The organism is Microcoleus sp. T3_B1 (assembly GCF_036700445.1).
Classification (GTDB): Bacteria; Cyanobacteriota; Cyanobacteriia; order Cyanobacteriales; family Microcoleaceae; genus Microcoleus.
Genome location: NZ_JAUBOX010000005.1, coordinates 63,740 through 75,650, shown reverse-complemented (window position 1 = coordinate 75,650; position 11,911 = coordinate 63,740). Strand labels below are relative to the sequence as shown.

12 protein-coding genes and 1 pseudogene are annotated in these 11,911 nt (G+C 45.1%); 4 read left to right on the top strand and 9 right to left on the bottom strand.

Going from position 1 to position 11,911, the window contains the following annotated elements:
- Window positions 1-20 precede the first annotated feature (20 nt).
- The gene (locus QT990_RS04790) at window positions 21-989 is read left to right on the top strand and encodes a TIGR03885 family FMN-dependent LLM class oxidoreductase (RefSeq protein WP_333144374.1); all 969 of its coding nucleotides are present in this window, start codon (window positions 21-23) and stop codon (window positions 987-989) included.
- 112 nt (window positions 990-1,101) lie between these two features.
- Here the strand turns inward: QT990_RS04790 and QT990_RS04785 are convergent, their stop codons facing one another.
- The 4 genes and pseudogenes from QT990_RS04785 to QT990_RS04775 form a co-directional block, all read right to left on the bottom strand.
- Window positions 1,102-1,341, bottom strand: a complete 240-nt coding sequence (locus QT990_RS04785; RefSeq protein WP_333144375.1) for a hypothetical protein — start codon at window positions 1,339-1,341, stop codon at window positions 1,102-1,104.
- A gap of 14 nt (window positions 1,342-1,355) precedes the next feature.
- Window positions 1,356-1,502 (bottom strand): annotated as a pseudogene (locus QT990_RS35770) (S-layer homology domain-containing protein); the annotation flags it as partial.
- Window positions 1,503-1,777: 275 nt separating this feature from the next.
- Entirely contained in the window at window positions 1,778-2,689 is a 912-nt protein-coding gene (locus QT990_RS04780; protein WP_333144376.1) for a DUF2382 domain-containing protein, read from the bottom strand.
- A gap of 907 nt (window positions 2,690-3,596) precedes the next feature.
- A complete protein-coding gene (locus tag QT990_RS04775; protein ID WP_333464988.1) occupies window positions 3,597-4,832 on the bottom strand; it encodes a HetZ-related protein in 1,236 nt (411 codons plus the stop codon).
- Window positions 4,833-4,861: 29 nt separating this feature from the next.
- Here QT990_RS04775 and QT990_RS04770 point away from each other — a divergent pair, with 29 nt between their 5' ends.
- On the top strand, window positions 4,862-5,161 hold the full coding sequence (locus QT990_RS04770) for a hypothetical protein (RefSeq protein ID WP_333144378.1): 300 nt from the start codon (window positions 4,862-4,864) through the stop codon (window positions 5,159-5,161).
- 192 nt (window positions 5,162-5,353) lie between these two features.
- Here the strand turns inward: QT990_RS04770 and dtd are convergent, their stop codons facing one another.
- The 5 genes from dtd to QT990_RS04745 all read right to left on the bottom strand — a co-directional run bounded on the left by dtd (window position 5,354) and on the right by QT990_RS04745 (window position 10,146).
- Window positions 5,354-5,809 (bottom strand): D-aminoacyl-tRNA deacylase, encoded by a 456-nt coding sequence (dtd, locus tag QT990_RS04765; RefSeq protein WP_333144379.1) that lies wholly within the window; start codon window positions 5,807-5,809, stop codon window positions 5,354-5,356.
- 307 nt (window positions 5,810-6,116) lie between these two features.
- Window positions 6,117-7,268 carry a GTP-binding protein gene (locus tag QT990_RS04760; protein ID WP_333144380.1) on the bottom strand — a complete coding sequence of 384 codons (1,152 nt, stop codon included), beginning with the start codon at window positions 7,266-7,268 and terminating at the stop codon, window positions 6,117-6,119.
- A 125-nt stretch (window positions 7,269-7,393) separates the two neighbouring features.
- Window positions 7,394-8,557, bottom strand: a complete 1,164-nt coding sequence (locus tag QT990_RS04755) for a glycosyltransferase (protein WP_333144381.1) — start codon at window positions 8,555-8,557, stop codon at window positions 7,394-7,396.
- Window positions 8,558-9,063: 506 nt separating this feature from the next.
- On the bottom strand, window positions 9,064-9,207 hold the full coding sequence (locus QT990_RS04750; protein ID WP_333144382.1) for a hypothetical protein: 144 nt from the start codon (window positions 9,205-9,207) through the stop codon (window positions 9,064-9,066).
- A gap of 537 nt (window positions 9,208-9,744) precedes the next feature.
- Entirely contained in the window at window positions 9,745-10,146 is a 402-nt protein-coding gene (locus QT990_RS04745; RefSeq protein WP_333144383.1) for a fasciclin domain-containing protein, read from the bottom strand.
- A 430-nt stretch (window positions 10,147-10,576) separates the two neighbouring features.
- On the opposite strand from QT990_RS04745, the gene QT990_RS04740 reads away from it, so the two are divergent.
- Together QT990_RS04740 and QT990_RS04735 are read left to right on the top strand one after the other, a co-directional pair.
- Complete coding sequence (locus QT990_RS04740; protein WP_333464987.1) at window positions 10,577-11,614, top strand: aldo/keto reductase; 1,038 nt, start codon at window positions 10,577-10,579, stop codon at window positions 11,612-11,614.
- On the top strand, window positions 11,595-11,735 hold the full coding sequence (locus tag QT990_RS04735; protein WP_333464986.1) for a hypothetical protein: 141 nt from the start codon (window positions 11,595-11,597) through the stop codon (window positions 11,733-11,735). Before QT990_RS04740 ends, QT990_RS04735 begins: the two co-directional genes overlap by 20 nt.
- Window positions 11,736-11,911 lie beyond the last annotated feature (176 nt).

Sequence of the window (11,911 nt, the reverse complement as noted above, 5' to 3'; positions counted from 1 at the left end):
CTCAAAACTCCTAAAAACTTATGGCACAAATTGGTTATCATGCTTCCCACGAACAGTTTAAGCCCAGCGAACTGCTGAAATATGTCCAAATGGCAGAACAAGCTGGCTTTACCCATGCCCTTTCTTCCGATCACTTTCATCCTTGGAGTGAAGCGCAAGGACAAAGTGGTTTTGCTTGGTCTTGGTTGGGTGCAGCAATGCAAGCAACGCCGAGGCTTTCCTATCGGGTTGTTTGCGCTCCCGGACAGCGGTATCATCCGGCTATTATTGCCCAAGCTGCGGCAACGTTGGCAGAAATGTTTCCAAATCGTTTTTGGCTCACGGTTGGCAGCGGTCAAGCGTTGAACGAACATATTACTGGGGATAAGTGGCCTACTAAGAGCGATCGCAACGCGCGCCTCAAAGAATGTGTCGATATTATCCGCGCCCTTTGGGCAGGAGAAACCGTCACCCATCGCGGTTTAGTGTGCGTAGAAGATGCAAAACTCTATACCCGCCCGGAAATTCTCCCATTAATTATCGGCGCCGCAGTTACCCCAGAAACCGCAGAATGGTTGGGCAGTTGGGCTGATGGATTGATTACTACTTCTCGCCCACCCGAACAGTTAAAAAAAGTCGTCGATGCGTTTCGTCGCGGTGGTGGAGAAGGAAAACCAATGATTTTGAAAGTGCAGCTTTCCTATGACAGTAATGCAGAGAAAGCACTACAAGGCGCTCATCATCAATGGCGTAATAACATCTTCCAAACTAAAATGCTGACCGAACTGATAACACCCGATCAATTTGATGCCGCCGGGGAGTTTGTGCAACCAGAGGAGTTATATCAACACGTCCGCATCTCGGCAGACCAAGAGCAGCATATTGAGTGGTTGCAAAAAGATATTGAATTGGGGTTTGATGAACTAATTTTGCACAACGTTAACCGAGAACAAGAGCAGTTTATTGAGGTCTTTGGCGACAAAGTAGTGCCAGCGCTGACAAAAAGTTGATGGTGGAAAATCAGTATGTAAATGCGATCGCCTTTAGGATTGAGACTGCTTCCAAAATCAATTGTTCCTTTTAGCAGCACTAGCAGGAAGATACTTCGTAGCTTCCTGATTATTAGACAGCGGTTCGAGCAGACATTGATAAACCAAAGCTTGATGAATTATGAATTAGCGCCGTAGCACTCCCCCGACTGAGCAACTCGGTTGGAGTAATAACTCTGGGATCTGGATAGTTGACCGGGATATTTGCTTTTGTCGCTGCTGCCACTTCATCAACCGCATCTTTAGGAATTTTATCGCCATCTTTATAGTAGGCTTCTTGAATGGGAGGTTCTGCCCAATAACCTTGAGGCACATCGTTAAAGCCACTTACATTGGATATGTTCCTAATCTTTGCGCGCTCAAAGGCTGGGCGGATATTGCCGCAAATTCGTAGCGATCCATAGCCTGTTTAGGTCTAAATTTTCTATCAACTTCTCCTGTAACAAGACCTTTTTCAGCTAAAGATTGAATAAATGGACGCGCCCACTAATTAGGCGGAACATCAGGAAATGCCTACTGAGCTTGTTGAGCTGCAACTGGCTCAGGCTTTAGTAAAAAACTGGTCGCATAGATGCTAAACGACAAAGCTAAAAATGCTGCCCTTAATTCCCAGCCAACGCCAGGAATTAGACATGAGAAATCTCTTTTTTTTGGCAGTCTTAGTGATAGTTTAGGTTCGTATTTGCGCTGCAACGCTCATGTGGTCGAAGACAGCGCAACTAAAAACCCTTGTTCAATTCATTGGCCCTCTAACGCCCTTCCGTCTTCACATCCAACTCTTCACGACGCAGTGTTTCCCTTGCCTCAACAATCTCCGTTTCAACTTCTTTCCTGATGTTAACTTCTTCCCGCACGAAAGCTTCTTTTTTGATATCAGCAGTTTCTTCGTAAACTTCCATACGCATCACCTTTTCCTGCTGGAATGGAGTATCCCGAATTACTGGCGCTCCTGCGTTTTCTGGAGTTATACTCTCAATTACAACTCGCTCTTTTTCTGTGGGAATTGAAACTCGTGCCGTTTCGGTTTCAACTCGCTTGCCAATTGCTACCTCGCCAGTTTTGTGACGGCTTTTTTCTGCAACCAGTCGTTCTTCGTAGAGTCGGAATTTGTGATGCTCGCGCTCGTTCATCTGATACAATTGAGGCTCTTGTTCGTAAGTGTAGGTGTTGCGGTCATAACCAGCAGCCCTAGCTTGGTTAGAGACAGAACGCGGCATAGAAACTGGTGCAGATGCTTGTACAGGCAATGAGGTTTCTAAAGGCAATGATGCTTCTACAGGTGCAGACGCTTCTACAGTTAGAGTACGATAAACACCCCGAACTTGTTCTTCATAATCGTAATCAACCACCATCCCATCCTCATACCGGGGTAGTCTTTCTGCTTGGTCTTTACTCTTCAAACCCGTCGCGTAGATGCGCTCTGCCTCAACCTCCACTCGACAAAGAGCAACTGGAACTAATACCTTCTTGCCAAATATCCAGAAACCCGTGTCAACAACAAAATATCGGAAACGTCCTGTCTCATCAACTAGCGCGGTATCGATGGAGCCAATCTTCTCATCTGTATTTCCAGCATAGATATCCAGACCTTTGATATCTTCGCCATTAAAAGCAGCTTCGCGGTAGTTGGGATTAAAATCTTCAATTTTGTAAAGTAACATAGGAGTGCTTCCCTTTTTATCTAAATCAAGTTATGCCCCCATTTTAGATATATCTCAAAATTGATGCTTCCTTCTTATGAAGGATTAAGTGAAACAAAATAGTAGGATGAGTATATTTATTTTAATTATTTTCAGTCTTTGGATAGATGACTTTATCCTTTTTATCCACCTTCCGCTCCCTCGATTTTCACAATCGGTTTCTAACTATTTTTATAAAAAAATACACTTATAAATTAGACTTTGATACTTTATATTAACGCACAAAAAAACTTATACACATAATTTATTACTTTTAAAGTAGACTTTTATGTGAAATATTTTGGGGCAACACATTTGAAAAAGTTTGCCTTGATTATGCTACTCCCTATGTTTAAATATCATTATGAATATATGCAATGCCGCCTCTTAAGCAAGCAATTTCCCATAAATCATGACTAATGACTAATGACTCATGACTCATGACTAATAACTAATGACTAATGACTAATAACTAATGACTAATGACTAATGACTATAGCAATCCTAAATGATTCAGATAAATTTGTAGGGGTAGTGCTACCCCTACTCCCCGTGCCTACCCCCTATCTATAGGGCAACCACGGGGAGTAGGGGTCGGATTGCCCCTACAATAATTATGAGAATGATTTAGGATTGCTATAATGACTGATGACTAATGACTAATGACTAATAAAAACAAATTCCCCGGCCTAACCAGGGAACGAAAGATATTAAAAAAAGTAATGTTGTTTTAATAAATTGAATTTGCCAAAAAGCGGCGATAATTTAGTTAGTAGCAGCCCTGGTTGAGTTGAGAGCGGACGCCGGGGCGGGCAGTCCAGTGTAGATGCCGCACCCGATCGCATTTTCCAGTCTCAAGAAAACAGTTGCATTCATATTTGAGTACCAGTTAAGCTTGGCTGCTGTTGCGAGTCTGGCTAGCCAGCTCCAACACTTGCGCCCAGCGTTTTTGGACTTGTTTGGGAGTGCATTTGAGCGCGGTGGCGATCGCCTTGTCGCTTTCTTGATTCCGCTTCATTTCTAACAGTTGCTGCATTTCGGGCGCAAGTTGAGCGCGAAATGCTTCCCATTTGTCCGAAGTCATTCCCAGCTTTTGATCCACATCAGCACCCAGCCATTCGTGGACGAGTTTCCAATTTTGAGTGCGGGCAAATTTTTCGACGTGGTACTTGAAACGTTGTTGCAAGTAGTCGCGCTGGCGGGAAGACAAACCGAGCGCGCGGTCAATTTCCGAAGCCGAAAGGTCTTGCAATTTTAAAGTTAAGTAATTTACGCATTCTGGCTGATTTTGGGCTTCCAGATAGGCGATCAATTCCGAGACTACTCGATCGCGCAGCACAGCATCAGCCGGATCGACAGTTTCCGATACCATTTGCTCGCGCACTTGTTGCAGCGCCGGAGAGCGGCTGTACATTTCCGCATCTTCTCCCTTGCCCGACTCTACAGCCATTTCAATGTCGATCGCAGTTTCGGGAGGCTGGCCCTTGGCAAATCCTTGAGCGCGCAACACGATCAGGCGTTGGCGGTTGCGGCCGGGCAAACCGATTTGGCGCTTGGCGTAGTGTTCGGTAAAAGCCATGTACTCAGCCAATTCTAGCTGCGTGCGGGGCTGGTAGGTGACATCGAGTTGGTGTTCGCGACGGAAAGCTCGCAGAGATTCGATGTAAAAGCCTTGCAAAAAGTCTTCAATCATGTTGTAGCGAGCTTGGAAGTTCAAGTTCGATCGGAAAGAAGCAACATGGCGGTAAATCATAGCCGCGAGGTGAGAATGCAGTTCGACGCGGCCTTGTTTGGAACCGAGGCGGTAGTATTGCAGGGTTTTTTGCAACCGGTGCTCGGCCAAGGTGATTTGCCAAGCTTCAACTTCGCCGGAAATTTGGATGCGATCGCTCTTTTGGCAAATCCGTTCGACTTCCTTAGCAATCCGCATCGCCACTGCTTGAGCGCTGCGGCTGGCAGTTTTCATTTCGGCTTGCAATTCTTTGAGGGCGAAGTCAGCCAACGCCAGGACATTGATGCTGGAAACTGGATTGATTTCGGCGGTTTGTTCGGTGGAGGCGGCAGGAATGCAGTTGAAGCCAGAAGCGGTGTTGCAGTTGACGGTGGTGGCAGTTTTGACAGTCATGGCATTTATCGGGTGGTAGGGCACAGCGGGTGTGCGAGGACATTTGTCAGAGAGTGAGGCGGCAGTTGCTGGCGGTTTCGCTTGGCACGGCTGATTCAACTCTCTATACATTGAATGTTACGGAAGTAGAGATAACCGTAGTTATGCCAGTGTTCCACTCTCTCATGCAACAGTTTTTGGCTGCTGAATCTGATTCTAAGCGCTGGCTGTGGAAGATTGGTTTTATTGCGGTTAAAGCCTTACTCTACAAGCACTCTGAGCTGTTATGTGCGTGGGGCGATCGCGAGGAAAATGGAGGGTGCTGCCAGCCCGCTGAGTGGACAATCTAATAACTGGCTATTTGAGGCGGTTTTGGCCGTTAGAGATTGTGGAATCGAGACTTGGCAGAGTGTAGCTAACTGCAATGTCTTCAGAACCTACGCAACAGCAGTTAGGAAACCCGGTTAATCTGAAAATTTGCTCTTATCCAAGAACGAAGAAGGAATCAGAAAGAAGCACAGAGAGCTTTGTTTGCCAACAATTCACCCTGATTCTCTCTCTAATACCAAAGTCACCGGCCCGTCATTATCTATAGAGACTTGCATCATCGCTCCAAACAAGCCTGTTTCGACTTTTAAGCCGCTCTGGCGCAACTTTTCGACAAATTTATCATAAAAAAATTCCGCTCGTTCAGGAGCCGCTGCTCGGTCAAAGGAAGGTCGCCGACCTTTGCGGCAGTCCCCATAGAGCGTAAACTGACTCACAACCAGCAACTCGCCGCCGATGTCTTGTACGGACTTGTTCCAGCGGCCGGTATCCGTGGCCGAGTCGGGAAACAAACGCAATTCCAGGCATTTGCGAGCCATCCAATCGAGTTCTGCTTCGGTGTCGGTGTCTGCAATACCTACAAGCAAGTTAAGCCCGCCGCCAATTTTGCCGACAATTTGACCTTCTATTTCGACTTGAGATGATTTTACTCGCTGGATGATGACTCGCATGGGAAATTAGAAATGCTTAAATTTAAAACTAAAAATCAAAAGGTAAACTTACCTTTTGAATAGGAATTATGAAAAAAAAACCGGTTTCTCGGATAAATTTTGGTTAAAACTTATATCTTGCACCATACTCAAGAACAGGCAAGATGCCTGTTCCACAAGAAAATATACTCTTTGTGGAACAGGCATCTTGCCTGTTCCTAAAAGGCTAATTGAGAGTGGTGCAAGATATAAGTTTTAACCGCGAAGTCTCGACGAAAAAAACCGGGTTTCTAGCCAGCACACGTCTGTTCTGTTTAATTTTCAACCTTTAGTTTTTCCCAAAACCTTTGCCGCGACTGGTGGAAGGCATACAAAGACAGTTTTCGAGTTGCGATCGCAAAGTTTCGGTATCCAAACCCTGACCAATGAGAACAAGCTGGTTCTTCCGCTCACCTTTCCACTGGTCATCGTCCATCGTAAATCGCTTGCCGCTCAAGTGAAAAATATGCCGTTTGGGACTTTCTTCAAACCACATAATCCCTTTCGCGCGAAACACATTTGTTGGCAGTTGTTTGTCTAAGAAATATTGAAATTTTCTCAGAGAAAACGGCTTGTCACTCAGGAAAGAAATTGAGGTAAATCCGTCATTTTCTAAATGGTCGGAGTGGTCGTGATGGCTGTGGTCGTGATGGCTGTGGTCGTGATGGTCGTGATGGTCGTGATGGTCGTGATGTTCGTGATGTTCGTGGTCGTGATGGTCGTGATGTTCGTGATGTTCGTGGTCGTGATGGTCGTGACTGCTAGCAGTTTCTTCAGATTGGAAATATTTGTCCGATTCAAACAATCCGACGCTGAGGACTAGCGGCAGGGGAACTTGCGATTTTACTGTTCGCAGAATTCGAGCACCTTCTTTGACATCGCGAATCTTAACTTCCAACAAATCTAAATCTGCTTCCTCAACCAAATCAGTTTTGTTGAGGATAATTATATCGCCGTAAGCTATTTGACTGTAAGCTGCTTGAGAGTTGAACAAATCTAAGCTGTAGTTGGCTGCGTCTACTACTGTAACTATCGAATCGAGACGAGTCAGGTCGCGCAGTTCTGTGCCTAAAAAAGTCATTGCTACTGGCAGCGGGTCGGCGAGTCCGGTTGTTTCGACTACCAGATAATCGAGATTTTCTTGACGTTCCAGAACTTTGTAAACTGCATTAACTAAATCTTCATTAATTGTGCAGCAGATGCAGCCGTTGTTCAGCTCAACCATGTTGTCGTCGGTGGTGACAATCAGTTCGTTGTCGATGCCGATTTCGCCAAATTCATTTACCAAAACTGCTGTTTTCAAACCCTGCTGATTGGTCAGGATGTGGTTGAGCAGGGTTGTTTTGCCGCTGCCGAGAAATCCTGTAATGATTGTAACGGGCAATCCGTGTTTGGGAGCGTCCATCGCCAGTTCTGTCTCGGACTGAGTTGTAGATTGCATAGCTTGAATGTCAAATAAGGTCTGAAGCTTAAACTTGTGGTTCTTATTGTATCTTATATGAATTCCGAACAGCGCGTTACCAGCGCTAATTATCGGAAGTTGCCAACAATTCGATCGCACCCTGTTCAATTTGGCGATCGAATTGTTGGCAAAAGTACCTCTAGGAGTTGGTCGGCAACGTGTTTCCAGGTAAACCCAGCCGCTACAAATTTGGGGCCTGCTTCGCGAGAGCGATCGCACAACTCCGGCTGTTCTATAATATTTTTCATTAAGGCGATCGAATGTTCTAAATCTGGCATCAGGCGAAATATCGGCCGATCGTTAGAAGTACCTTCCTGAAACGTACTTTCGACGTGCCAAGCAAAGTCTGGAGTTGTAAAATCATCCGTCGGGCCGCCTTTAGTGCAAATGAGCGGCAAGCCACAAGCGATTGCTTCTAGTGCGGGCAAATTGAATCCTTCTGCTAAATAAAGAGATACGTAGGCATCCGCTGCTTGATAAAGTTGAGCCATTTTTGCAAAAGGCAGTGTTTCTCCTATGTAAGCCATGCGCGGCAAAACTTTTTCTGCTTCGTCAAATGTCAGTTCGTCTATGTTTTGAGCGATCAGAGAATCCGAGTCATATATTGATTCTTCTCCTTTCAATACTAATCTGGCTTCGGGATAACTTTCAACTACAACGGCGAAAGCTTTTAACAATAAATCGATGCCTTTATTTGGAGATCCTGCACCAATATTCAAAAATACAAATCCGTCCCATCCTAGCTGTTTCCGCAAAGCTTCGCGTTCCGATTTTGTTAAAGGTTTGTAAATATTCGGATCGATGCCGCAGGGGATGACAATTGTGCGATCGGGATTCGCACCGCTGCGGATAAATCCGGTTTTCGACCACTGGGAAGGCGTAATAATAATTATATCGGAGTTGCTGTGCCCTTCGCGGAGGGAAGCTGCGCCCGTTATTCTAAAGTTTTCGTTATGCAGAATTCCCCATTCTGTTGTGGCAAACAAGCACGTCCGTTTGGTATTTGAGGGTGCAAAATTGTAAGGTACTGAGATCCGTAAGGTAGCGTCTGCTTGTAGAGATGCCGAAGGGTGGGGAATATTTTTTATTGCTGCTTCAGCAGTTGCATCTAACAAACCGGTTGCTGGCTGCCAATTTTCGTCTAGATAGGGGATATCTTTGTGGAAAAGTTCTAAATTGGGATATTTCAGCATTTCTAGTAGCTGAAATTGATTGGCGATCGCGTAGGAGTGCGGCAAAAAGCGCCAGCCTTCAACAATTATACGCATTTAGTTGTTAGTTGTTAGTTGTTGTTTTTTGTTTGTTACTACCGCTCGCCCCTCATCTATTACCCCTTACCAATGCCCGATTACCCGTTACCCGTTACCATTAATAGAAAGAGTTATATCATGTCCGGTCGATTACCCTTCATCAGGTAGGGGCGGGTTCACCAACAATATCTGCCAATAATTGACAATCTCAAAAACCCGCCCGGCCGGGATATTATGGTCAATCGCTCGGACATGATATTATTGGGTTACAAAATTATTGAGTTAAAAGTTGATAGGTCAATTTTATAGCTCGTGTTTTCGGGTAATATGACATCTAGCAACTGGTCTGCAAGCGTATTTCCCAGGAAAGTTTTTAGCTACCAAAGGGGGGTTGGCAAGTCTAGCTTGGGCTGTAAGTGCAGGTTGTGCGATAACTGTCTGCATCAACTGAGTCAAATGTTCCCATTCGCAAGCTAAAATAAAGAGTTTTTATTTGGCTATTTCTACAGCCATAAATTTACTTTCTACTTACTTTCTACGGGCAGTGCAAAGTCGGGGTGAGTGAAATCGTCTGTAATGCCCTCGGCTGTGGAAAATCTAGTTATTTCGACTACTAGATAGTCGAGATTTGCTTGGCGTTCTAAAACTATGTAAACTCGATTAACCAATGCCAAGAAATCCTGTAATGATTGTAACGGGCAAGCCGTGTTTGGGAGCTTCCATCGCCAGTTCTGTCTCGGACTCAGTTGTAGATTGCATAGCTTGACTATCAAATAATGTCGATCGCACTTTCTTTGTGGTTCTTATTGTATCTTAATTAGGACGAGGCCTGGTAAACCCAGTTTCTCGGAGAAATGTTGGGTTTGGTGGCATGGTATCTACGCATCAACCGGCAATCAGCCCGAAAGTGCAAAATAAGTGGGCCGCTAATTATCGGCAATTGCTAACGCGGTCGATCGCACTTTTTTATTTTTTTGATAATTTTTTTTCCGAGTAGCTGTCGCTGTTTGCCTGCAACCAGTTTTCCCGGTAAATTCAGCAGCGACAAATTTGGGGCAGACTCAAGCTGAGTGCGATCGGGCAATTCCCCCTACTCTATAGTTTTAATTATTGAGGCCTAAAATATTTAAACCTCAACGAAAACAAGGCGGCGGCTAACTATAGCCACCGCCCTCAAGATAGTATTGCGCTATCTCAGTCTGTGCTTACGCAGGAAGCAAGACTGAATCAATAATGTGGATAACGCCATTATCAGCAGCAACATCGGCTGTTGTAACGGTAGAATCATTGATTTTGACGCCATTGGAAGCATCAATTTTCAGTTCTGAACCTTCAACTGTCTTGGCCGATGTCAGGTTGACTACATCAGCAGCCATAACTTTGCCGGAAACGACATGATAAGTCAGGATTTTTGTCAGCTTAGGAATGTCATTAAGCAGTGCTTCTACAGTACCTTCGGGAAGCTTAGCAAAAGCTTCGTCAGTAGGCGCGAAAACTGTGAAGGGGCCAGCGCCTTTGAGAGTATCTACTAAACCAGCGGCTTGGACTGCAGCAACTAGGGTAGTAAAAGAGCCTGCCGAAACGGCGGTATCAACGATGTCAGCCAAGTGAGTCACCTAGTTTTTGTAATCTGTAAATCACTATAACGCTAAAAAGTTAATTTAGCTACATGAATTTTTTCTCTAGTTCTCTCTGGTTTTGTGATCTTTAAGAAGATAGCAATTTTTTTAATTTAAGTAATTTCATAAAATACCTATCTAAAGGTAGATAAAAGTTTTTTGACTTTACTGTATTTTAATAAAGCCATGTAATCCTAAATACATTGGTAAGACGATCGCCCCTGCGCGGTGTTGAAAGTAAACGCAGGGGCGATGGCCCGGAGCCCCGGAAGCTAAGACATTTTGATTGACTTGCCAAAATATTCAAAATCCAGCACAGCGCTAACGCACCGCAAAAACCCGCCACCCCGACTGATGGCAACAGTTTGGGAAATCTAGATTTAAACTGTTAACAACCATTAATTAGCGGAAGGGTGACATGAGATACAAACTACTAGGTCACAGCGGACTTCGCGTTTCCGAAATCTGCCTCGGAACCATGACTTTTGGGGAAGAGTGGGGTTGGGGGAGCTCCTACGACGAAAGCCGTAAAATGTTCGACGCCTTTGCAGAAGCGGGCGGCAATTTTATTGATACCGCGAATCTCTACACCAACGGTACTAGCGAAAAATATGTCGGCGAGTTCATCGCAGCCGATCGCGAAAAATGGGTAGTTGCCACTAAGTATAGCCTCAACATGAAGAATGGCGAAATCAATGGTTTCGGCAACCACCGCAAAAATATGGTACAAGCAGTAGATGCCAGTTTGAAGCGGCTGCAAGTTGAATACATAGATTTGCTGTGGCTGCACGCTTGGGATTTTACAACACCCGTCGAAGAAGTGATGCGCGCTTTTGACGATTTGGTGCGCGCCGGCAAAGTTCTTTATATCGGCATTTCCGATACGCCGGCTTGGATTATTTCTCAAGCAAATACGATCGCCCACCTGCGCGGTTGGACACCATTTATTGGCTTGCAAATCGAGTATTCTTTAAAAGAGCGAACTCCTGAACGGGACTTGATCCCTATGGCAAAAGCCTTTGATATTGGCGTCACAGCTTGGAGCCCCTTAGCAGCCGGCTTGCTGACAGGAAAATACAACACTTCAGAAACCGCCAGCGAAGCTAAACGGCTTAATTCACCTGAATCGGGAAAAATTAACGAACGAGACCTCAAAATTGCTGACGAAGTTAGCAAAATAGCAGCCGAAATTGGCAAACCTGCTTCTCAAGTAGCCCTAAATTGGCTGCGACAACAGGCAGTCGAAGTTATTCCGATTGTGGGTTCGCGCAAACTCTCGCAACTTCAGGAAAATCTCGCTTGTTTGGAGTTTGAATTAACCCCGGATCAAATGCAGCAGTTAGACAAAGTAAGTGCAATTGAATTGGGCTTTCCCCACGATTTCTTAAAGAGTTCGATGGTGCAAGATTTTGCCTTTGGAGGGGGAATCGCCAAAATTGACAGCAGCCGACTGTAAAGTTGCTGCTATTTTCTACTGGCGGGTTTATGTGGATATTTGGCGTTTGATTGCAGATATCGGCGAACGCGCCCTTAGAGGGATGATTGACATTTGTGCTGTGGGCGCGAGGTTAAACTGACGGCCACAGCGCAAATGTCATCACCTTGGTTTCTTGCCACAGACTCGCGCAAAATCTTAGGTTTCTCGTTGCGGTTGCCTGGTTTCTTTGGTATTGTTGAGACAGGTGTTCTTCGGTGAGTTTACCCCCACTGTATAAACTGTCAATTGTTAATCTATCGGAAGTCAGAAATGTCG

Coding starts and splice junctions, on each gene's coding strand:
- QT990_RS04790 (WP_333144374.1), top strand. CDS start 21: ATGGCACAAATTGGTTATCATGCTTCCCACGAACAGTTTAAGCCCAGC.
- QT990_RS04780 (WP_333144376.1), bottom strand. CDS start 2,689: ATGTTACTTTACAAAATTGAAGATTTTAATCCCAACTACCGCGAAGCT.
- QT990_RS04775 (WP_333464988.1), bottom strand. CDS start 4,832: ATGACTGTCAAAACTGCCACCACCGTCAACTGCAACACCGCTTCTGGC.
- dtd (WP_333144379.1), bottom strand. CDS start 5,809: ATGCGAGTCATCATCCAGCGAGTAAAATCATCTCAAGTCGAAATAGAA.
- QT990_RS04760 (WP_333144380.1), bottom strand. CDS start 7,268: ATGCAATCTACAACTCAGTCCGAGACAGAACTGGCGATGGACGCTCCC.
- QT990_RS04755 (WP_333144381.1), bottom strand. CDS start 8,557: ATGCGTATAATTGTTGAAGGCTGGCGCTTTTTGCCGCACTCCTACGCG.
- QT990_RS04740 (WP_333464987.1), top strand. CDS start 10,577: ATGAGATACAAACTACTAGGTCACAGCGGACTTCGCGTTTCCGAAATC.